Source organism: Paracoccus homiensis, assembly GCF_900111675.1.
GTDB classification, from domain to species: Bacteria; Pseudomonadota; Alphaproteobacteria; order Rhodobacterales; family Rhodobacteraceae; genus Paracoccus; species Paracoccus homiensis.
The window spans coordinates 80884-102623 of sequence record NZ_FOHO01000010.1; the positions used below are offsets into that span (position 1 = coordinate 80884).

The 21740-nt window shown below is 64.1% G+C and carries 17 protein-coding genes; 7 read left to right on the plus strand and 10 right to left on the minus strand.

Annotated elements, in window-relative coordinates; translation table 11 throughout:
* Positions 1-24: 24 nt before the first annotated feature.
* On the minus strand, positions 25-720 hold the full coding sequence (locus BMX67_RS13695) for a GIY-YIG nuclease family protein (protein ID WP_175479907.1): 696 nt from the start codon (positions 718-720) through the stop codon (positions 25-27).
* 463 nt (positions 721-1183) lie between these two features.
* On the minus strand, positions 1184-2632 hold the full coding sequence (gene guaB / locus BMX67_RS13700) for an IMP dehydrogenase (RefSeq protein ID WP_090736051.1): 1449 nt from the start codon (positions 2630-2632) through the stop codon (positions 1184-1186).
* A 265-nt stretch (positions 2633-2897) separates the two neighbouring features.
* Between guaB and BMX67_RS13705 the strand changes: the two genes are divergently transcribed.
* The 7 genes from BMX67_RS13705 to metH all read left to right on the plus strand — a co-directional run bounded on the left by BMX67_RS13705 (position 2898) and on the right by metH (position 11592).
* Positions 2898-4040 (plus strand): OmpP1/FadL family transporter, encoded by a 1143-nt coding sequence (locus tag BMX67_RS13705; protein WP_342707922.1) that lies wholly within the window; start codon positions 2898-2900, stop codon positions 4038-4040.
* A 120-nt stretch (positions 4041-4160) separates the two neighbouring features.
* A complete protein-coding gene (locus BMX67_RS13710; protein WP_090736056.1) occupies positions 4161-5015 on the plus strand; it encodes an ATPase in 855 nt (284 codons plus the stop codon).
* 1 nt (position 5016) lies between these two features.
* Positions 5017-5943, plus strand: coding sequence for a homoserine O-succinyltransferase (locus BMX67_RS13715; RefSeq protein WP_090736059.1), 927 nt, complete (start codon positions 5017-5019; stop codon positions 5941-5943).
* Positions 5944-5946: 3 nt separating this feature from the next.
* Positions 5947-6816 (plus strand): polyphosphate kinase 2, encoded by an 870-nt coding sequence (ppk2, locus tag BMX67_RS13720; protein WP_090736061.1) that lies wholly within the window; start codon positions 5947-5949, stop codon positions 6814-6816.
* Between the two features lie 79 nt (positions 6817-6895).
* Positions 6896-7639, plus strand: a complete 744-nt coding sequence (locus BMX67_RS13725; RefSeq protein WP_090736064.1) for an SDR family NAD(P)-dependent oxidoreductase — start codon at positions 6896-6898, stop codon at positions 7637-7639.
* Between the two features lie 193 nt (positions 7640-7832).
* Positions 7833-8879, plus strand: a complete 1047-nt coding sequence (locus tag BMX67_RS13730) for a homocysteine S-methyltransferase family protein (protein ID WP_090736066.1) — start codon at positions 7833-7835, stop codon at positions 8877-8879.
* Entirely contained in the window at positions 8872-11592 is a 2721-nt protein-coding gene (gene metH, locus BMX67_RS13735) for a methionine synthase (RefSeq protein ID WP_090736069.1), read from the plus strand. Before BMX67_RS13730 ends, metH begins: the two co-directional genes overlap by 8 nt.
* A 24-nt stretch (positions 11593-11616) precedes the next feature.
* On the opposite strand, the gene BMX67_RS13740 is transcribed toward metH, so the two are convergent.
* The 8 genes from BMX67_RS13740 to BMX67_RS13775 form a co-directional block, all read right to left on the minus strand.
* Complete coding sequence (locus tag BMX67_RS13740) at positions 11617-14220, minus strand: nitrate reductase (RefSeq protein WP_245739457.1); 2604 nt, start codon at positions 14218-14220, stop codon at positions 11617-11619.
* Positions 14221-14232: 12 nt separating this feature from the next.
* Positions 14233-15084, minus strand: coding sequence for a formate/nitrite transporter family protein (locus tag BMX67_RS13745; protein WP_090736073.1), 852 nt, complete (start codon positions 15082-15084; stop codon positions 14233-14235).
* A gap of 39 nt (positions 15085-15123) precedes the next feature.
* The gene (gene cynS, locus BMX67_RS13750) at positions 15124-15588 is read right to left on the minus strand and encodes a cyanase (protein ID WP_090736076.1); all 465 of its coding nucleotides are present in this window, start codon (positions 15586-15588) and stop codon (positions 15124-15126) included.
* A gap of 11 nt (positions 15589-15599) precedes the next feature.
* Entirely contained in the window at positions 15600-15935 is a 336-nt protein-coding gene (nirD, locus tag BMX67_RS13755; RefSeq protein WP_090736079.1) for a nitrite reductase small subunit NirD, read from the minus strand.
* The gene (gene nirB / locus BMX67_RS13760; protein WP_090736081.1) at positions 15932-18370 is read right to left on the minus strand and encodes a nitrite reductase large subunit NirB; all 2439 of its coding nucleotides are present in this window, start codon (positions 18368-18370) and stop codon (positions 15932-15934) included. The genes nirD and nirB overlap by 4 nt, the downstream gene beginning before the upstream one ends.
* A gap of 13 nt (positions 18371-18383) precedes the next feature.
* Positions 18384-19595: an MFS transporter gene (locus BMX67_RS13765; protein ID WP_090736084.1), complete on the minus strand. Its 1212-nt coding sequence runs from the start codon at positions 19593-19595 to the stop codon at positions 18384-18386.
* Positions 19596-19884: 289 nt separating this feature from the next.
* Positions 19885-21066 (minus strand): ABC transporter substrate-binding protein, encoded by a 1182-nt coding sequence (locus BMX67_RS13770; protein WP_090736087.1) that lies wholly within the window; start codon positions 21064-21066, stop codon positions 19885-19887.
* Positions 21063-21650, minus strand: a complete 588-nt coding sequence (locus BMX67_RS13775) for an ANTAR domain-containing response regulator (protein ID WP_090736089.1) — start codon at positions 21648-21650, stop codon at positions 21063-21065. The genes BMX67_RS13770 and BMX67_RS13775 overlap by 4 nt, the downstream gene beginning before the upstream one ends.
* Between the last annotated feature and the right edge of the window lie 90 nt (positions 21651-21740).

Here is a 21740-nt window from a genome sequence, read left to right on the forward strand (position 1 = left end):
AAAGCCCGCCGCATCTGACCGCGATCAGAACGACGTCCTGCGCCATCGCCGCCAAGGCAGCCAGCACAGCAGCGGCACGGGCGCAAGTCCCGGCAAGGTCCAGGCCCAATGCACCCTGCCCGACAGCGCATAATCAAGCATCGCCCCCGCAAGATCCGACAGCCGCTTGCCATCACCTTCGATCAGGGCCCCAAGATAGGCACCGACCCCGTCGAACAACCGCGCCGCGTCTGCACCCTCGGCCATGCGCGTCGCAGCTGCCATCAGTGGCGGCGCCAGAACAAGGCCCACGACCAGCAGCACAAGGGTCATCAGCCATTTGACCGCCCTGACGCTGCTGCGTGCGCCGACGGCCTTGCGCAGGATCGGCGAGGCGCGCATCAGGTCCAGCCAGCCCACGTCGAACCACTCGGTGCCCATCACGTCCGACTGACGATGGGCCAATGCCTGATGAAAGGCGGCTTCGATCGCCTTGGCCCGCGCATCATGGATCACGAACAGAACGCGCGGCCTTTCCGGAAAGGCGGTCGACTGCTCGATCACGCGGTTCAGGCCGCGCCGCGAATACCCGATCTTCACGCGACCGGGATAAGAGGGAAAGCAATAGCCATAGACGATGGTCGACCGCCTGGGCGATCCCACGATCACCGCGCCCCTCATGTTCAGCTTCTGGCGCCAGGTCCGTCGTCCGGCGGGCGCGGCCTTTCTAGGCCTGGCCACCGCGTCGCCCCTTGTTTCGGGTCGAAAGCGCCGCGGGCGCAAAGGGAAACACGCCAGTCGCGCAGGAATGTCGCGGCCGGTGTCCCTGTCTTTGTTTCACGCCCTTCATCCGGACAGCCACTTCCAAAACGGGCCACCCATCGCCCCGCATCCTGCGTCAGGCCGCCCCACCGTCATTCAATACGGGCGCGTTTCAGATGATCGACGCCCGAGGAAGCCCCCCCTAGCAGCAGTCGCGGCCGGTCTGTAACCCCAAAAGAACGCATGCGGAACATTAAGCCCCGCAGGGCGATCAAAACCATGTGTGGGAAACCTTGGCCCTGCCCGGCGGCCAGCCAACGCCCTTGGCAAACCGGGGTCGGCGAAAAAGTGAAATAGCGCGCCGGTCCGAAAGACCGACGCGCCATTACAGTCACGCCAGGGCGCCCGAAGGCCACGCGATCAGGCTGATGCAGCCTGCGGATCAGCCCACGCGGTAGTTCGGCGATTCCCGCGTGATCTGCACGTCATGGACGTGGCTTTCCTTCAGACCTGCACCGGTGATGCGCACGAATTCGCAGTTGCGGCGCATCTCGGGCACGGTCGCGCAACCGGTATACCCCATCGCGGCGCGCAGACCGCCGACCATCTGATGCAGCACCGCACCGGCCGGACCCTTGTAGGGCACCTGACCTTCGATCCCCTCGGGAACCAGTTTGTCGGTCGCGGCGTCCTTCTGGAAATAGCGGTCGGCCGAACCCCGCGCCATGGCGCCAAGGCTGCCCATGCCACGATAGGATTTGAAGCTGCGGCCCTGATACAGGATCACCTCGCCGGGGCTTTCGTCGGTGCCCGCGATCGCGCTGCCAACCATGGCGCAGCTTGCGCCTGCGGCGATGGCTTTGGCGAAATCGCCCGACAGCTTGATCCCGCCATCGGCGATCACCGGGACATCGCCCGCAGCCCCCGCGGCATCCATGATCGCCGTCAGTTGCGGCACACCCACGCCCGCCACGACCCGCGTGGTACAGATCGAGCCCGGCCCGATCCCGACCTTGACCGCATCCGCGCCCGCGTCGATCAGCGCCCGCGTGGCCGCCGCCGTGGCGACGTTGCCCGCGACGACCTGAATGTTGCTGTCGATGGCCTTGATCCGCTCGACCGCCTTGGCCACACCTGCCGAGTGGCCATGCGCGGTGTCGATCACCACCATATCGACGCCCGCATCGATCAGCGCCTGGCTGCGATGGAACCCGTCATCGCCGACGGTCGAGGCCGCAGCCACGCGCAACCGACCCAGATCGTCCTTGCAGGCCATCGGGTTCAGCACGGCCTTTTCGGTGTCCTTCAGGGTCAACAGACCCGTCAACTTGCCATGTCCGTCGACGACCAGCAGCTTTTCGATCCGACGCTCTTTCATCAGGTCGATGGCCTGCTGGCGGTCGGCGGGTTCGGTCAGCATCGCCAGCCGGTCCGAGGTCATCATGACGCTGACCGGCGTGCGATCATCACTGGCAAAGCGCATGTCGCGGTTGGTCACGATACCGACCACGCGGCCGCTGTCGTCCACGACCGGAAATCCGGTGACGTTGAACCGTTCCTGCAACGCTTTGGCATCGGCCAGCGTCTGATCCGCGCGAAGCGTGATCGGCTTGTAGACGATACCGGATTCGAACCGCTTGACGCGACGGACCTCATCGGCCTGCTGGTCGATGGTCAGGTTGCGATGGATCACGCCCATCCCGCCCGACTGCGCCATGGCGATCGCCATCTTGCTTTCGGTGACGGTGTCCATGGCCGAGGACAGCAGCGGAATGTTCATCCGGATGGATTTGGTGACATGCGTGGTCACATCTGCGGTCGACGGCATGACCGTCGAGGCAGCGGGCACCAGAAGCACGTCGTCGAATGTGAGAGCCTCACGAATCTGCATGGCGGGGGTCCTTGCGGCAACTTCGTTTGGCAGTTTCCCCTTTCACGCCCTGACCGCTTTGTCCAGTGCCGGAAACGCGAAATTCCATGCAGCCCAAGGATGAAAAACGCCTAAAGCTGTATCCACCCCGTTGCATTTGGAACACTTATAACGCGGAATAAGGCGATCAACGTCACGTCACATAGTCGGCATAATTGATTTGACATAAGGGCCGGGTAAGCTTGCGACAAGGTTCAATTGGACCTGTCAGGGAGGTTGGATAATGATGAAAACATATACTGGCATCGCGCTGCTTCTGATGAGCGTTGCGCCTGTTGCCGCAGGCGGGATCGAACGTGCGCCGCAATCGCTTTCCGCGCTTTTCGAAGATGGAAATTACGTCGAGCTCAGCTTTGGCGCCGTTGACCCCGAAGTCAGCGGCACGGATCAGGTCGGTGCCGACACCGGCGATGTCGCCAATGGCTATGGCTTTGTCGGGCTGTCCTACAAGCGTCAGTTCAGCGAAAGCCTGTCGGGCGCCCTGATCATCGAACAGCCTTTCGGCGCCGATATCACCTACGCCCCCTTCGACCTTGCAACCCTCAGCGGTGGGTCACCGGTGCTGGGCGGCACCAAGGTCAGCGTCGATTCCACGACCTACACCGCGCTTCTGCGCTACAAGATGCCGAACAACCTGTCGTTCCACGGCGGTTTGCGCGGATCTTATGCCAGCGGCAATGTGACCCTGAACGGCGGGGCATATGGCCCGGTCGCGGGATACAATGTCGATCTGGATGGCGCATGGGGTCTGGGCTATGTGGTCGGCGCAGCCTATGAAATTCCGGAATATGCGGCGCGGGTCTCGCTGACCTATCACTCGAAGGTCGACCACGATTTCGACACCGTGGAAACCGGCCCGGCGATCACGACGCCTTTCGGCGATCTGCCGCTGCTGAACGCCGAAGGCTCGACCACCGTGTCCACGCCCGAAGCCGTCAATCTGGAATTCCAGACCGGCATCGCCGCCGATACGCTGCTGTTCGGCTCGATCCGCTGGGTCAACTGGAGCGAGTTCCAGGTGGACCCGACCGCCTTTACCCAGGTCACCGGCGCAGGTCTGGTCGATCTTGAAGACAGCACCACCTATACCATCGGTGTCGGTCGCAAGTTCACCGAGAACTGGTCGGGCTCGGCCTCGTTCACCTTCGAACCCGAAGGCGATGATCTGGTCTCGCCGCTGGCACCGACCAATGGCCGCAAGGGGATCACGCTGGCCGCGATCTACACGATGGACAATCTGAAGATCACCACCGGCGTCAATTATACCAAGCTGGGCGATGCAACGCCCGAAACCGTAGATACCGCACGCGCACAGATGGAAGACAACGATCTGTGGGGCGTTGGCGTTCGGATCGGATACAGCTTCTGATCCCGGTTTCAGTCCTGGCGAAGGCCCCGCACCCGCGGGGCCTTTTTCATTGCGCAGACGGCCCCTTTCCTTGCCGGGGGTCGCGGATTACCTATGGGCCGAAGTCAGGAAAGGCGGGACATGATCTACAACACCGGGGCCGAATGGCAGGCCGCAGCCCATAAACGTATCGCGTTGTTCGGCATGTCGGGCCTGGGCAAGACCTATCTGTCGGCCATGATGCGCGACACGGGCAACTGGTTTCACTATTCCGTCGATTATCGCATCGGCACCCGCTATATGGGCGAACTGATCGCCGACAACTTCAAACGTCATGCCATGCAGGTGCCTTTGCTGCGCGATCTGCTGATGAGCGACAGCGTCTATATCGCCAGCAACATCACGTTCGAAAACCTGGCCCCGCTATCGACCTATCTGGGCAAGCCTGGCGACCCGGACCGGGGCGGGCTGCCCTTCGATGAATACATGAAGCGCCAGAACCAGCACCGCACCGCCGAAATCGCGGCGATGCTGGACACCGGGCATTTCATCGAGCGGGCACAGGATATCTATCGCTATGATCATTTCATCTGCGACACCAGCGGATCGGTCTGCGAGGTGATCGACCCCGACGACCCGCAGGACCCGGTCCTGTCCGCGCTGCAGGATCAGGTGCTTCTGATCTGGATCAAGGGATCGGACGCGCATACCGAAGAACTGGTCCGCCGTTTTGATCGCGCGCCCAAGCCGATGTATTACCAGCCGGAATTCCTTCAGGATGCCTGGCAGGAATATACCGGCAGCCATGCCGGCGCGATTGACCCCGACGCCTTTATCCGCTGGACTTATGCCCGCGCCCTGGCGCATCGGCAGCCCCGCTATGCCGCCATGGCACGGCGCGGCATCACCCTGTTGGCCGAAGAGGTCGCACAGGTCCGCTCGGCCGAGGATTTCTCGGCGCTGGTGGCGAAGGCCATCGATCGCAAGGAAGACTGACATGCCCATCACGCTGAATGAAAACCTGCCCGCCTATCGCATCCTGTCGGATGAAGGCGTCATGGTCATGTCGCCCGGTCGCGCGGCTACGCAGGACATCCGCCCGCTTCGCATCGGACTGCTGAATCTGATGCCGAAGAAGATCCAGACCGAAAACCAGTTCGCGCGGCTGATCGGGGCCACGCCGCTGCAGATCGACTTTCAGTTGATCCGCATGTCCGATCACGAAAGCCGCAACACCGCCGCCGACCATATGGAAAGCTTCTATCGCCCGTTCCGCGAGGTCGAGGAAAGCGGCGAAAAGTTCGACGGGCTGGTCATCACCGGCGCGCCGATCGAACATCTGCCCTTTGAAGAGGTCACCTATTGGGACGAACTGACCCGGGTCTTTGAATGGACCCAGACCCATGTCCATTCGACCTTTGGCGTGTGCTGGGGCGGCATGGCGATGGCGTGGCATTTCCACAAGCTGGAAAAGCATATGCTGGATGAAAAGGCGTTCGGCTGTTTCCGCCATCGCAATCTTGTCCCGGCCTCGCCCTTCCTGCGCGGCTTCTCGGATGATGTGCTGGTGCCCGTCAGCCGCTGGACCGAGGTGCGGCAGGCCGATGTCGATGCCCGCAGCGACCTGACCACGCTGTTGGCCAGCGACGAGGTCGGGCCTTGCCTGGTCCAGGATCCCGGCCGGCGTGCGCTGTATATCTTCAACCACCTCGAATATGACAGCACCACGCTGAAGGACGAATATGACCGCGATGTGGCGGCGGGCAAACCGATCGAGGTGCCGCGCAACTACTACCCGTCCGACGATCCCACGCAGCCGCCGGCCAATCGTTGGCGCAGCCACGCGCATCTGCTTTATGGTAACTGGATCAACGAGATCTACCAGACCACCTGGTATGACATGTCCCAGATCGGAAAGGCCTAAGCGATGACGAACCAACCCCTTGTCGGCCAGATCAGCGCCTATCTGGAAAAAGAGGCCCCGAAGGATATTCGAAAGGCCATCGAGAACGCCGGCAAGAAAGAGGTTCTGGACCCCGGCTATCCCTATGCCTCGCAGATGGACAAGTCGGCTTACGAAGACCACATCGCCCAGCTTCAGCTGCAACTGGTGCGGATGATGCATGATGTGGTCCACAGCGGCAAACGCGTCGTCGTCCTGTTCGAGGGGCGCGACGCGGCGGGCAAGGGGGGCACGATCGAGCGTGTGCGCGAGAACCTGAACCCGCGCAGCTGCTATATCGTCGCCCTGCCGAAACCCACGGAACGCGAGGCGGGGCAGTGGTATTTCCAACGCTATGTGGACCGCCTGCCCGCCGCCGGTGAAATCGCGCTGTTCGACCGCAGCTGGTATAACCGCGGCGTGGTGGAACGGGTGTTCGGCTTTTCCAACGATGACCAGCGCAGCGCCTTCTTTCGCCAGCTTCCGTCCTTTGAACAGACACTGGTCGACGACCGGATCACGCTGGTCAAGCTGTGGCTGAATGTCGGCCGCGCCGAACAGCTGCAGCGGTTTCTGGACCGCGAACAGGACCCGTTGAAACAGTGGAAGCTGTCGCCCATCGATGTCGACGGCCTGGCGAAATGGGACGAATATTCCGACGCGATCAGGCAGACGCTGACCCTGTCGCATTCGCCGATTGCGCCCTGGACGGTGATCCGGTCTGACGACAAGAAACGCGCCCGCATCGCGGCGATCCAGACCGTTCTGAACGCGGTCGATTTCGACGGCAAGGATCCCGAGGTCATCGGCCGGATCGATCCGGCGATCTGTGGCGGTCCCGAACTGCTGGACTAGTCGCCACGCCCGTCATGAGACTGGCATGGTCGTCGCGAATATGTCAGACTTGCTGCCATATCAGATCAGGGAGGAATGAATGGATCTGCAGGACGCACGCGCCATCGTGACCGGCGCGGCCTCGGGGCTGGGCGAGGCGACGGCCCGGTATTTCCGCAAGATGGGCGCCCAGGTGGTCATCCTGGACCGCGACGAGGCCGGGGCCGCCACCGCCGCCGAAATCGGCGCGGGTTTTGTGCAAACAGACGTGACCGACGAGGACAGCGTGTCTGCGGCCATCGATCAGGCAGCGGCACGAATGGGCGGCATCGACATCTGCGTGAACTGCGCGGGCATCGTCACCGGCGAAAAGACGGTGGGTCGCGATGGGCCGCACAGCCTTGCGGGGTTCCGCCGCACCATCGAGATCAACCTGATCGGCAGCTTCAACGTGCTGCGCCTGGCCGCTGCCCAGATGGCGAAGAACGGGCGCGACGAGAACGGCGTGATCGTCAACACCGCCTCGATCGCGGCCTATGACGGGCAGAAGGGGCAGGCCGCCTATGCGGCATCCAAGGCCGGAATCGCGGGCATGACCCTGCCCATCGCGCGCGATCTGGCAGGCCAGAAGATCCGTGTCTGCGCCATCGCACCCGGCATCTTCGGCACCCCGATGATGCGCGGTCTGCCTGCCGAGGTTCAGGACAGCCTGGCCGCCGAGGTGACCTATCCCAAGCGGCTGGGCGACCCGGACGAATTTGCGCGGATGGCAGGGGTGATCGTCGAGAACGGCTATCTGAACGGCGAAGTCATTCGCCTGGACGGCGCGCTGCGCATGAGGTGACAGCGGCCGCCCGGGACAAGCCCGGGCGGCTTCCTGCCGGGGGCGATGGCCGCAGGGCCGTGCCCTGCGGCGGTCGGGACAGGCCCGCTGCGACAGGCAGGATTATCAACCTGGCTCATCATCTTCTGGAGAATTATGAATTTGCGGCTGTGCGGTGCAGCCACTATGTTGCGGGCTTCATTTGAAGGACGCGATGATGACCGGCAGACTTCCCCCCTCGCCCGCATTCGAGGCACTGAACCGCGCCGCTGCGGAACGGATCCTGATCCTTGACGGCGCGATGGGCACGCAAATTCAGAACCTTGGGCTGGGCGAGGACGACTATACCGGCCACGGCTCGGGTCATGTCTGCCGCCACCACTCGGACCATCCGCAGAAAGGCAACAACGACCTTCTGATCCTGACCCAGCCCGAAGCGGTCGAAGAGATCCATTACCGCTATGCCATGGCGGGTGCCGATATCGTGGAAACCAACACGTTTTCCTCGACCACCATCGCGCAGGCCGATTACGCGCTGGAAGCCGCCGTCCATGACCTGAATGTCGAGGGCGCGCGCGTGGTGCGCCGGGCGCTTGACCGCGCGACCGCGCAGGATGGCAAGCCGCGTTGGGTTGCAGGCGCGCTGGGGCCGACGAACCGCACGGCCTCGATCAGTCCGGACGTGAACAATCCGGGCTTTCGCGCCGTCACCTTCGACGAACTGCGCGTTGCCTATCTGCAGCAGGCCACCGGACTGATCGCGGGCGGGGCCGACATTCTGCTGATCGAAACGATCTTCGACACGCTGAATGCCAAGGCCGCGATCTTTGCCTGTATCGAGGCGATGGAGGCGCATGGTCGCGCGCTGCCGCTGATGATTTCGGGCACGATCACCGATGCCTCGGGGCGGACCCTGTCGGGGCAAACGCCGACCGCGTTCTGGCATTCGGTCCGGCATGCGAACCCCTGGACCGTCGGCCTGAACTGCGCCCTTGGCGCAGAGGCGATGCGTCCGCATCTGGCCGAAATGGCGGGCGTGGCCGACACGCTGATCTGCGCCTATCCCAATGCCGGTCTGCCCAACGCCTTTGGTGAATATGACGAAGGCCCCGACGACACCGCCCGGCAGGTCGCCGAATTTGCCCGCGAGGGGCTGGTGAATGTCGTAGGCGGCTGCTGCGGCACCACGCCCGACCATATCCGCGCCATAGCCGAGGCCGTGGCCCAGTTCAGCCCGCGAAAGGTGCCCGAATATGCCTGAACGCCAATTGCGCCTTTCGGGGCTGGAACCCTTCGTCCTGACCTCGGACATTCCCTTCGTGAACGTGGGCGAACGCACCAACGTCACCGGCAGCGCGCGTTTTCGCAAGCTGATCAAGAACCGCGACTATGCCACCGCGCTGGAGGTCGCCCGCGATCAGGTCGAAAACGGCGCGCAGATCATCGACATCAACATGGACGAGGGGCTGATCGACAGCCGCGCCGCCATGGTCGAGTTCCTGAACCTGCTGGCCGCCGAACCCGACATCGCCCGCGTGCCGATCATGATCGACAGTTCCAAATGGGAGGTGATCGAGGCCGGTCTGCAATGCGTGCAGGGCAAGCCGGTCGTGAACTCGATCAGCATGAAGGAGGGCGTCGAACAGTTCCGCCAGCAGGCGAAACTGTGCCTTGCCTATGGGGCCGCCGTCGTGGTCATGGCCTTTGACGAACAGGGCCAGGCCGACACCGCCGCCCGCAAGATCGAGATCTGCGAACGCGCCTATCGCATCCTTGTGGACGAGGTGGGCTTTCCCCCCGAAGACATCATCTTCGACCCCAACATCTTTGCCGTCGCCACGGGCATCGAGGAACACGACAATTACGGCGTCGATTTCATCGAGGCCACGCGCTGGATCCGGCAGAACCTGCCCTATGCCCATGTCTCGGGCGGGGTGTCGAACCTGTCCTTCAGCTTTCGCGGGAACGAGCCCGTGCGCGAGGCGATGCACGCGGTCTTTCTGTATCACGCGATTCAGGCCGGCATGGACATGGGCATCGTCAATGCCGGGCAGCTGGCCGTCTATGACCAGATCGACGCCGAATTGCGCGAGGCCTGCGAAGATGTCGTGCTGAACCGTGCGCCCAAGGCGGGTGGCACCGCGACCGAGCGTCTGCTGGACATCGCCGAGAAATTCCGCGGCGATGGAGGCGGACAAAAGCGTGAGAAGGACCTGTCCTGGCGCGAATGGCCCATCGAAAAGCGCCTGGAACATGCGCTGGTCAACGGCATCACCGAATATATCGAAGGCGACACCGAAGAGGCGCGTCAGGCCGCCGAACGCCCGCTGCATGTCATCGAAGGCCCGCTGATGGCCGGGATGAATGTCGTCGGCGACCTGTTCGGCGCGGGCAAGATGTTCCTGCCGCAGGTGGTGAAATCGGCCCGCGTGATGAAACAGGCCGTGGCCGTCCTGCTGCCCTATATGGAAGAGGAAAAGCGTCTGAGCGGCGCATCGGAACGCGAAAGCGCGGGCAAGATCCTGATGGCGACGGTCAAGGGCGATGTCCATGATATCGGCAAGAACATCGTCGGCGTCGTTCTGGCCTGCAACAATTACGAGGTGATCGACCTTGGCGTGATGGTGCCGCCGCAGAAGATTCTGGAGGTTGCGCGGGCCGAAAAGGTCGATGTGATCGGGCTGTCCGGGCTGATCACGCCATCGCTGGATGAAATGGTGCATATGGCCGCCGAGATGGAGCGTGAGGGTTTCGACATTCCGCTGCTGATCGGCGGGGCGACCACCTCGAAAATCCATACGGCGGTCAAGATCGCGCCGCGCTATGCCAAGGGACCGGCGGTCTATGTCACCGATGCCAGCCGCGCGGTCGGCGTGGTGTCGTCACTGTTGAGCCCGGCACAGCAGCAGGCCTATATCGACGGTATCCGTGACGATTATGCGCAGGTGGCCGAACGGCATGAACGGTCCGAGGCCGCAAAATCGCGTCTGCCGTTGCAGGCTGCGCGTGACAATGCGCTGAAACTGGACTGGACCGGATTTGCCGCCAAGACGCCGGACTTTACCGGGCTGAAGGTGGTCGAGGATTGGGACCTGGCCGAAATCGCGCGCTATATCGACTGGACCCCCTTCTTCCAGACATGGGAGCTGAAAGGCGTCTATCCCCGCATTCTGGACGACGAAAAACAGGGCGAGGCCGCGCGGAACCTGTATCGCGACGCACAGGACATGCTGGCCCGGATCATCGACGAGGCATGGTTCAAGCCCCGCGCGGTCGTCGGGTTCTGGCCCGCCAATGCGGTCGGTGACGATATTCGCCTGTTCACCGGCGAGGACCGCGAACAGGAACTGGCGACACTGCATACGCTGCGCCAACAGGTGACCAAGCGCAATGGCCGCCCGAATGTCGCGCTGTCGGATTTCGTGGCCCCCGAGGGGCATCGCGACTATGTCGGCGGCTTCGTGGTAACGGCCGGCCCCGAGGAACAGGACATCGCGCTGCGCTATGAACGCGCCAATGACGATTACGGCGCGATCATGGTCAAGGCGCTGTCCGACCGCATCGCCGAGGCGATGGCCGAGATGCTGCATGAACGGGTCCGCAAGGATTACTGGGGCTACGGTGCCGCCGAAACCTATGCGCCGCAGGACCTGATCGGTGAACCCTATGACGGCATCCGCCCGGCGCCCGGCTATCCCGCGCAGCCCGATCACACCGAAAAGCTGACCCTGTTCCGCCTGCTGGATGCCGAGGCGACCACCGGTGTGACGCTGACGGAAAGCATGGCGATGTGGCCGGGGTCGTCGGTCTCGGGCCTGTATATCGGGCATCCCGACAGCTATTATTTCGGGGTCGCCAAGATCGAGGAAGATCAGGCCCGCGATTACGCCGCCCGCAAGGGGATGGATCTGGCCGAGGCCGAACGCTGGCTGGCCCCGATCCTGAACTATGTGCGCAAGGATGCGGTCGCCTGACCCCTGCGTCGCCGCCGGGGCCGGTCAGGCCCTGGCGGTGATCTGCGCGATCAGGGCGGCGATTTCGGGTCGGCATGACCCGCAATTCGCCCCGGCCCCCAGGGCAGCGGCAATCTGATCGACGCTGACCAAATGCTGCGACCGGATCGCCTGCGTGATCGTGTTGACGCCAACCGCCGCGCAGGCACAGACAATCGCGCCCGCATCGACCCGCCCCGCACCGGGATATCCGGCCAGAATGTCGGCGGCATCCCCGCCCGACATCGCCGCGGTCACATGGCTGCGCGACAGGGCGACGGGCCGGGGCGCGACGAACAGCGCGGCCTGTAGGCGGCCGTCCTCGACAAAAGCAACCCGCGCAACGCCGCGGCGGGTATCCTCGACAATGATCGGTTCGCTGTTCAGCCCGAACAATGCCGCCGCCATCCCCGCCCAATCCGTGACAGGTTCAACGCCCGCCAGTTCGGCCTGATGGCCGCCGTCCAGCCGCGCCGTCGCCCAGTAGTCGCAATCGGGTCGCATCGCACGCCCCGCGACGGCAAAGCCATACCATGACACATGAAAGGGTCGGATCGTGACCGGCGCGGATTTCGACGCGGGCTGGCCCGAGATCGGATCGACGACCGGCGGCACCAGCGCGTTGACCCGTCCGGTCGGCGCGACCTGACCGGTCCAGTGCATCGGTGCAAAGGGTCGCCCCCGCCCCACCCGGTCCGAGATCATGACCCGCAGCACCGCCCGGCCCTGCGGTGTCGCGACCTCGGCCAGACCGGCAGCGGTCAGGCCCAGACGCGCGGCGTCATCGGGATGAATTTCCAGATAAGGCTCGGCCAGATGGCGCGACAGGCGCGGCGACAGCCCGGTGCGGGTCATGCTGTGCCAGTGATCGCGCACCCGCCCCGTATTCAGGCGGAAATCCTGCACGGGCGCGGCCTGCGGCGTCACCGCGACCATCTGCGCACGACCATTGGGCCGATGATAGATACCATCACCAAAGAAGCGCCCACCCTGTCGCGCCCCGGCGCGGGGCCAGGAAAACGGCTGCATCGCCTCGTATTCCGCCGGATCGATTCCGGCACAATCCGAGATGTCGAAATCGCTGCCCAACTTGCCCGCAATGCCGGACAGCGCCGCATATTCGGCAAAGACCTGCGCCGGATGCGACCAGTTGAAGGCCTGTTGCCACCCCATGCGGCGCCCGACCTCGGCCAGGATACGCCAATCGTCCCGCGCCTGCCCGGCCGGGGCCAGGCTGCGGCGCTGACGGCTGATCCGGCGTTCGGAATTGGTCACGGTGCCGTCCTTTTCGCCCCAGCCCGTCGCAGGCAGCAGCACATCGGCCAGTTCGGTCGTATCCGTCCGCGCCATGATGTCGGAAACCACCACGAAATCGCAACCTCTGATCGCGCGGGCAACGCGGTCGGCATCCGGCATCGACATGGCGGGATTGGTACAGATGATCCACAGCGCCTTGATCTTGCCCTGTTCGACCGCGTCGAACATCTGCACCGCCTTCAGCCCCGGTTCACAGGCCATGTTCGGGGCCTTCCAGAACGCGCCCACCGCGTCGCGGTGCGCCGGGTTTTCGATATCCAGATGACAGGCCAGCATATTGGCCAGCCCGCCCACCTCGCGGCCGCCCATAGCGTTGGGCTGGCCGGTGACGGAAAATGGGCCCATGCCGGGACGCCCGATGCGTCCGGTCGCCAAATGGCAGTTCAGGATCGCGCCAACCTTGTCGGTGCCGCAATCGGACTGGTTCACACCCTGCGAATAGACCGTGACCACCCGCGGATTGTCGCACCACAGATCGAAGAAACGCTGAAGTTCCGGATCCGGGATGCCCAGCCCGTCAGCCGAGGTCGCCCGCGCGGCGCGCAGCGCCTCGGGCAGGCCGTCGACCGGGGCGTCGGCGGGGATCAGGCCGCGGCGGTCCAGTTCTGCCAGCAACAGATTGAAGATCGCGGCATCACCTGCCCCGCTGATCGGCAGATGCAGATCGGCAATGTCGCAGGTCGCCGTCCGGCGCGGGTCGATCACCACAACGCGGGTGCCACGCGCCTGCCGTGCTGCGGCCAGCCGCTGATACAGAACCGGGTGGCACCATGCCAGATTGGACCCGACCAGCACCACGCAATCGGCCTGTTCCAGATCCTCGTAAAGGCCGGGCACCGTATCGCTGCCAAAGGCACGGCGATGCCCGGCGACCGATGAGGCCATGCACAGCCGCGAATTCGTGTCGATATTCGCACTGCCGACAAAGCCCTTCATCAGCTTGTTGGCGACGTAATAATCCTCGGTCAGCAACTGCCCCGAGACATAGAAGGCGACCGAGTCCGGGCCGTGGCGCGCAATCGTGTCGGCAAAACGGTCCGCCACGGTCTGCAACGCCTGATCCCAGCCGACATTGCGGCCAGCGATCTGCGGCGACAGCAGCCGCCCCTGCAGGCCAAGCGTTTCGCCAAGGGCCTGCCCCTTGACGCAAAGCCGCCCGAAATTGGCCGGGTGATCGGGATCGCCCGCGATGGTCAGCCCGCCTTGTGGTGTCGGCGTGGCCAGCACCCCACAACCCACCCCGCAGTAAGGACAGGTGGTTTTGACGGGGCGGGTTGCAGAGTGCATGTTCATCGCGCGATCGCCTTATTCTGCCGGAACGGCGGCGGGCTGTTCGGCAGGGGCACCGTCACGCGACAGTTCCGGCGAGGTGCGGTGATGGGTCGAATAGATCATCGCCCCGACAAAGGTCAGCCCGCCGACAAGATTGCCGACGACGGTCGGGATCTCGTTCCAGATCAGATAATCGCCGATGGTGAAATTGCCGCCCAGCAGCAGCCCCGCCGGGAACAGGAACATGTTCACGATCGAATGTTCGAAGCCCATGTAGAAAAAGACCAGGATCGGCATCCACATCGCCATCACCTTGCCCGAAACGCTGGTCGACATCATCGCCGCCACCACGCCGGTCGACACCATCCAGTTGCACATCACCGCCCGCACAAACAGCGTCAGCATGCCTGCCGCACCATGTGCCGCATAGCCGACGGTCCGGCCTTCACCGATATGGCCGATCTTTTCGCCGACCGCGCTTGGCGCCTCGGACCAGCCGAAGGTGACGATGATCGACATGAAGATCGCGACCGTGAAAGCCCCTGCGAAATTGCCGCAGAAGACAAGGCCCCAGTTGCGCAGCATGCCCTTCATCGTGACGCCGCGCCGCTTGTCGATCAGCGCCAGCGGCACCAGCGTGAACACGCCTGTCAGCAGATCGAAGCCCAACAGATACAGCATGCAGAAGCCGACGGGAAACAGCAGCGCACCGATCAGGGGGTTGCCGGTATTCACGGTGACGGTCACCGCGAATGCGGCGGCCAGCGCAAGGATCGCGCCCGCCATATAGGCGCGGATCAGCGTGTCCTTGGTCGACATGAAGACCTTGGCCTCGCCCGCGTCGATCATCTTCTTGGCGAAGTCGGGTGGATTGACGTAAGACATTGTTCTACATTCCTGTTGTCGTGGCAGCCGCGCCGTTTCTTACCAGTTGGAATAGGCCAGATACTTGCCTGAGATGGTCAGCCGCACCCGGTCGCCTTTGGGGTTCGGCTCGCGTTCCAGATCCATCGAGAAGTCGATCGCGGACATGATGCCATTGCCGAATTCCTCGTTGATCAGCGCCTTGATGGTCGGGCCGTAGACGCCGACGATTTCATAGAGGCGATAGATGCAGGGATCGGTCGGAACCGCCTGTTCCCAGACCTTCAGCGGGCTGTCGCACAGGATATCGACCGCGCTGTCGGGCAGGCCAAGCAGGTCTGCGAAGGCGCGGGCCTTGTCCTGGGGAAAGGCGTTCATGCCGGTCGCCGCCGAATGCAGCCAGACGGGCGACATGCCGATGGCCTCGGCCATCTGCGCCCAGTCCATTCCGGCACGTTTCTTGGCGCGCAGGATCATGGCGGTCACGTCGTCGCGGGTGGTTTCCTCGATGGTGATCTTGTTCATGGACTATCCTTTCAGGCGGCCCGGCTACGGGCGATAAGATCGGTGGTAATCAGGATGCGCCCGGCCTCGACCCGAACGGGCCATGTACGGACCGCACCATCATCGGCGCCCTGGGCCATGCCGGTCGTCATGTCGAAAACCCAGTTGTGCAGCGGGCAGGTGACCGAGGCGCCATGCACGATGCCTTCGGACAGGGGGCCGCCCTTGTGCGGGCAGCGGTCGTCCAGCGCAAAGACACGATCATCGGCGGTGCGAAACAGCGCGACGCATCCCTCGCGGGTCTTGATGACGCGGGCGCCTTGCGGGGGAATGTCCTCCAGCGCGGCGATATCGACGAACAGGCTCATTCGGCGGCCTCCAGTGTCAGATCGGCCAGTGGCGACCATTTCGGGGTTTCGGAGGGGGTCGAATGTTCGGCCCAGGGGTCCTTGCGATAGACCGACTGGCTCAGCTCGAACCGCTCGACCAGGGCGCGGCGGTTGTCCAGATCATCGACGACCTGCGCCTTGACCCAATCCAGCCCGACCTTGGCGACCCATTTATAGGCCCGATCCAGATATTTCGCGTGTTCGCGATACAGCTGGACAAAGGCGGCGGTGATCTGGACCGCCTCGTCTTCGGTCGGAACCGAGGCCAGATGCTCGGTCTCTTTCACCTCCATCCCGGCGGCGCCCGCGACGCTGATGTTATAGCCGCTGTCGACACAGACGATGCCCACGTCCTTGCAGGTCGCCTCGGCGCAGTTGCGCGGACAGCCCGAGACGCCCAGCTTGACCTTGTGCGGCGTCCATGACCCCCACAGCAGCTTTTCCAGACGGATGCCCAGCCCGGTCGAATCCTGCGTGCCAAAGCGGCAGAATTCGCTGCCCACGCAGGTTTTCACGGTGCGCAGCCCCTTGGAATAGGCGTGGCCGCTGACCAGCCCGGCATCGTTCAGATCGGACCACATATGCGGCAGATCCTCTTTACAGACGCCCAGAAGGTCGATGCGCTGCCCGCCCGTCACCTTGACCATGGGGACATTGTACTTGTCGGCGGCGTCGGCGATCGCGCGCAGTTCGGCCGGGGTGGTCACGCCGCCCCACATGCGCGGCACCACGGAATAGGTGCCGTCCTTCTGGATATTCGCATGATTGCGTTCGTTGACGAAACGCGACTGACGGTCGTCGCGATAGTCCAGCGGGTATTCCGCCAGCAGGTAATAGTTCAGCGCCGGGCGGCAGGAATGGCAGCCGCCGACCGATTTCCATCCCAGTTCCTGCATGACGGCGGGAATGGATTTCAGACCCATCGACTTGATCAGGCGGCGCACATCCTCGTGGCTGTGATCGGTGCATTTGCACATCCCCGCGGGCGCAGGGGCGGCGAAATCGTCGCCCAGTGTCAGCTTCATCACCTGTTCGACCAGCCCGGTGCAGGTGCCGCAGGACCCGCTGGCCTTGGTACAGCCGCGCACCGCGTCCAGCGTGGTCGCACCGTTCTGCACCGCCTGAACGATGGTGCCCTTGCAAACGCCGTTACAGCCGCAGATCTCCGCCTCAGGCGGCAAGGCTGCAACGGCCGCCATAGGGTCCAGCTTGGTCCCCCCCTGAAAGGCCGGGCCGAAGATCAGCGTGTCGCGCATCTCGGCGACGTCGGTGCCATCCTTCAGCAGGCCATAGAACCAGTTCCCATCGCCGGTTTCGCCATACATGACGACGCCGATGATGCGATCATCCTGCAGGACCAGCCGCTTGTAGATGCCGCGACCCGGATCGCGAAAGACGATATCCTCGCGGCCCTCGCCCTCGGCGAAATCGCCTGCGCTGAACAGATCGCAGCCGGTGACCTTCAGCTTGGTCGCGGTCTGCACGGGGCGGAACGCGGCCTTTTCATCCAGCAGCGTCCGGGCCAGCACCTTGGCCTGATCGTAAAGCGGCGCGACAAGGCCGAACAGCTGGCCCTGATGTTCCACGCATTCCCCCAGGGCAAAGATGTGGGGATCGCTGGTGCGCAGCGCGTCATCGACGACAACGCCGCGTTCGACCTCCAGCCGCGCATCTGTGGCGATGCGGGTTTCGGGGCGGATGCCGACGGCCATGCAGACCAGATCGGCGGGATAGACGGTGCCGTCCTCCAGCAGCACGGCTTCGGCGCGGTCATGACCCAAAATCGCCTTGGTCGCGCCGGCGCAGTGAACCTTGATGCCGCGGCGTTCCAGATCCTTTTGCAGCAGATAGCCGGCGGCGGAGTCCAGCTGCCGTTCCATCAGATGGCCCATCAGGTGAATGACCGTGACCCTGGCGCCGCGCGCGGCCATGCCCGCCGCGGCCTCCAGACCCAGCAACCCGCCACCGATCACCACCGCGTCCTTGCCCGCGACGCCCGCCTCAATCATCGCGTTGGTGTCTTCCAGATCGCGATAGGTGACGACGCCGGGCAGGTCCTTGCCGGGGACCGGGATGATGAAGGGTGCCGATCCGGTGGCAATGACCAGCGCGTCATATTCGGCACTGCCGTGGTTGGAATGGACCACGCGGTTCTCGCGGTCGATCCGGACCACCGGCTGACCAAAGCGGCAATCGACGCCATGGGCCTGATACCAGGCCTCGTCATGGGTGACGATCTCGTCATAGGTCTTTTCGCCGGACAGCACGGGCGACAGCATCAGGCGGTTGTAATTGCCGCGCGGCTCGCCGTTGAACAGCGTGACGTGATAGGCGTCGGGATCGGTCTCGAACAGATGCTCCAAGAGCCTGCCCGAGGCCATGCCGGCCCCGATGACGACAAGTTTCTTTTTCATCGGGTTCATCCTTTTATGCGGCTTGCAGGGTCGAAGGGCGGTCCATCTGGCGGATGGCAGCGTGCATCCACAGCGCGCAGGCACCGACCAGCACGAACAGGACCATGAAGCAGGTGGACCAGACGCCGGTTCCGTCCTTCAGCCAGCCAAAGACCAGCGGCAGGATAAAGCCGCCCAGCCCGCCGATCATGCCGACCAGACCGCCGACCGAACCGACATTTTCCGGGTAATAGCTGGGAATATGCTTGTAGACGGCGGCCTTGCCGAGGCTCATGACAAAACCAAGTGCGAAGATCACCACCAGGAACACCGCCAGCGGCACGCCCGAGGGGATCGACAGGATCGCGGTCGCCACCAGCGACACCGCGAAGGTCGCATACATCACCTTGCGCGCGCCGATCCGGTCCGACAGCAGCCCGCCATAGGCACGAAAGATCGAGGCGGGGATCGAATAGGCCGCGCCGACCATGCCCGCCGTCTTGACGTTCAGGCCATAGACGCCGATCAGGTAATGCGGCAGCCACAGCGCCAGCGCGACGAAGGCCCCGAAGCTGAAGAAGTAATAGGCCGAAAAGCGCCAGACCTGCAGGTTCTTCAGCGGCTCGAACTCGGCCTTCAGGCTGCGCTGCGCGATCGCGCCGTCGCGACGACCCGCAGTGACCGGATCGTCCTTGCTGAAAACCCAGAACAGAACCGCGGTCGCCGCCAGAGCCAGTGCCCAGATCTGCGCGGTGGCCTGCCAGCCAAAGGCGACCATGACGAAGGGCGCAACGAATTTGGTGACCGCCGCGCCGACATTGCCGACCCCGAAGATACCAAGCGCGGTGCCCTGCTGCCTGTCCGCGTAAAAGCGCGACACATAGGCGACGCCGACCGCGAAAGACCCGCCCGCCAGACCGACACCAAGCGCCGCGATCAGCACCTGTCCATAGGTCGTGGCCGAAGCCAGCAGAAAGGTCGCCAGCGCCGAGGCCAGCATGGTCAGCGTATAGACGACGCGCCCGCCCAGCCGGTCGGTGGCGATGCCCAGAACGATACGGGTCAGCGACCCGGTCAGGATCGGCAGCCCGACCAGAAAGCCGAACTGGGTATCCGACAGGCCAAGCTGTTCCTTGATCTGCAAGCCGATGATCGAAAAGATCGTCCAGACCGCAAAGCAGATGGTAAAGGCGAAGGTCGACAGACCCAGCGCGCGACGGGATTCGGGATGCGTGGTATGAGACATGTGAAAGCTCCGATGACAAGCTGATCGGATCGCGCGGGATCAAGCTGTCGCCCATCGGGCGCGCCAGTCACGCGATCAGGTTTCAGAAGATCCGCGTCCTCGCGGAGGTCATGCCGCATCGTTGCGAGCTGGCCCTGGGCGCGTCATTGCACCCGGCCTGTAGGAACGACTATCCGCCCGTGATCCGGATCGCGCAAGCCTGTTCCCGCCTTCCGCCGCAGCGCAGCGCAATTTATCGCACCCTGCCCCGGCGAAGGGCAGGACGCAGGCGCCGATGCCCATGAAACGATCAGCTTTCGGACGAATCCGGGGTGGGTGGATCAAAGACGAAGCCGTCAAAGAACCGATCCGCGCGCAGGACCATCTGTCCGCGTTCTGCCGGGACGGTGCGATCGGCATCGATCATGCCCTCGATCCGCAGCGATGCCCCCGGCAGGGCCGCCCCCGCCGATCGCAGGTGCTGTCGATACAGATCGGTCCGAAAATGCGGCATCGCGGCCCGCATCGCGGCCATCGGGTCCAGCCCGTGCCGCAGCGCGATGTTGCGGGCAATCAGCGCCGCCTGGCTTTTCCAGGGAAAACTGGCGCCACCGCTGTGAAAGGCCAGAAAACCCGGTGCCTGACGCAGCTCGCCGCGCGGGGTGACAGTCAGCCGTCCGGTCAGGCCACGTTCCGCCAGTTCCGAGGGCAGATCCAGATATTCGGTACGCGACATGATCTCGGCGGCGGCGCCACGGTGGTCGGGCTCGTCCAGCCAGCGCCCGGCCCGCCAGATCGCCCGCATCAGCGCCCCCGTCTCGGCGCCGCGCGTTTCGGTGAAATCGCGACGCAGCACCAGACCCTTTTCGGGCGGTGCCGCCCAGACCGCAGGCCCCGGCAGCAGCAGCGCCGCGATGCCGCGTTCCACCGCGAAGGAAGGCCAGGGCTCGCCCACGCAGAAGGCATCGACCTCGCCCGCGGCGAGGGCATCGGCCATCATCGGCGGCGGCACGGTCCGCAGGTCCAGATCTTCGGGCGCAAAGCCGCAGGCCCGCAGCCAGTGATGGGTCAGTTCCAGCTGGGTCGAGAACATGAACGGCACGCCGACCCGCAGCGGCCCCTTGATCACCCGGCGCAGCGCCGTCCCGGCGCGACGGGCATCCGCGAAATCGAAGGCATAACCTTCGGCGCGCAGCCGCGCGGCAATATCGGTATTGACGGCGAATGCCTGCCCGCCATGCGACAGATACATCACCAGATCCAGCGCCGGCATGCGCGGGCCCAGCCCGATGGCCTGCGCGACCGGGATCGGCATCAGCATATGCGCCGCATCGATCATCCCCGCACCCAGCATGTCGCGACTTTGTGCCCAGGTGTTCAGCCGGACAATGTCGAAGCGCAGCCCCTCTTCGGCGGCAAAGCCCATTTCATGGGCGACGATCAGCGGGGCCGCATCGATCAGCGGTATATAGCCCAGACGCAAGCTGCTCATCCGCCCAACAACCCCGCCGCCGTCACAAGTTGCTGCGCGATGTCGCCGATGCGCTTGCCCTGATCCATCGCCGTCTTGCGCAGCAGGCCATAGGCTTCGGCCTCGTCGATGCCACGAGCCTTCATCAGGATCGCCTTGGCGCGATCCACGATCTTGCGTTCTTCCAGCGCGGCGCGGGTGGCGGCCAGTTCGGCCCGCAGTTGTTGCAGGATGTGGAACCGCGCGACGGCGGCATCCATGATCGGCTTGATCCGGTCGGGTTGCAGCCCGGCGACCACATAGGCCGAAATCCCCGCCTCGATCGCCGAGCGGGTCATCTGTTCATCCGACCGATCGACAAACATGGCCACCGGTCGATCCGCGGGCCCCGAGGCAAGGGCCAGTTCCTCCAGAACGTCACGCGAGGGGTTGGCGATGTCGATCAACACCACATCGGGGCGCAGTTCGGCCACCTGCCGGGACAGCGAGGACTGTTCGGCAATGATGCGGACATCGTGATCGCCCGAATGGGTCAGCCCCTCGGCGATCAGTTCCGCGCGGGCCGGGTCGGGCTCGACCACGACGATCAGAAGCTTTTTCAGCATGGCGCCCCCAGATACCTGCCCCCGGTTTGTCGCAAAGACCGCGCGGCGGGCAAGGTTTCGCCATGCACAAGCCCGCCCCCAGACCGCGAT

Excerpts from the sequence above, each read along its gene's own strand:
- guaB (WP_090736051.1), bottom strand. The coding sequence starts at position 2,632 with ATGCAGATTCGTGAGGCTCTCACATTCGACGACGTGCTTCTGGTGCCC.
- BMX67_RS13705 (WP_342707922.1), top strand. The coding sequence starts at position 2,898 with ATGAAAACATATACTGGCATCGCGCTGCTTCTGATGAGCGTTGCGCCT.
- BMX67_RS13710 (WP_090736056.1), top strand. The coding sequence starts at position 4,161 with ATGATCTACAACACCGGGGCCGAATGGCAGGCCGCAGCCCATAAACGT.
- BMX67_RS13715 (WP_090736059.1), top strand. The coding sequence starts at position 5,017 with ATGCCCATCACGCTGAATGAAAACCTGCCCGCCTATCGCATCCTGTCG.
- ppk2 (WP_090736061.1), top strand. The coding sequence starts at position 5,947 with ATGACGAACCAACCCCTTGTCGGCCAGATCAGCGCCTATCTGGAAAAA.
- BMX67_RS13725 (WP_090736064.1), top strand. The coding sequence starts at position 6,896 with ATGGATCTGCAGGACGCACGCGCCATCGTGACCGGCGCGGCCTCGGGG.
- BMX67_RS13730 (WP_090736066.1), top strand. The coding sequence starts at position 7,833 with ATGATGACCGGCAGACTTCCCCCCTCGCCCGCATTCGAGGCACTGAAC.
- metH (WP_090736069.1), top strand. The coding sequence starts at position 8,872 with ATGCCTGAACGCCAATTGCGCCTTTCGGGGCTGGAACCCTTCGTCCTG.
- BMX67_RS13740 (WP_245739457.1), bottom strand. The coding sequence starts at position 14,220 with ATGAACATGCACTCTGCAACCCGCCCCGTCAAAACCACCTGTCCTTAC.
- BMX67_RS13745 (WP_090736073.1), bottom strand. The coding sequence starts at position 15,084 with ATGTCTTACGTCAATCCACCCGACTTCGCCAAGAAGATGATCGACGCG.
- cynS (WP_090736076.1), bottom strand. The coding sequence starts at position 15,588 with ATGAACAAGATCACCATCGAGGAAACCACCCGCGACGACGTGACCGCC.
- nirD (WP_090736079.1), bottom strand. The coding sequence starts at position 15,935 with ATGAGCCTGTTCGTCGATATCGCCGCGCTGGAGGACATTCCCCCGCAA.
- nirB (WP_090736081.1), bottom strand. The coding sequence starts at position 18,370 with ATGAAAAAGAAACTTGTCGTCATCGGGGCCGGCATGGCCTCGGGCAGG.
- BMX67_RS13765 (WP_090736084.1), bottom strand. The coding sequence starts at position 19,595 with ATGTCTCATACCACGCATCCCGAATCCCGTCGCGCGCTGGGTCTGTCG.
- BMX67_RS13770 (WP_090736087.1), bottom strand. The coding sequence starts at position 21,066 with ATGAGCAGCTTGCGTCTGGGCTATATACCGCTGATCGATGCGGCCCCG.
- BMX67_RS13775 (WP_090736089.1), bottom strand. The coding sequence starts at position 21,650 with ATGCTGAAAAAGCTTCTGATCGTCGTGGTCGAGCCCGACCCGGCCCGC.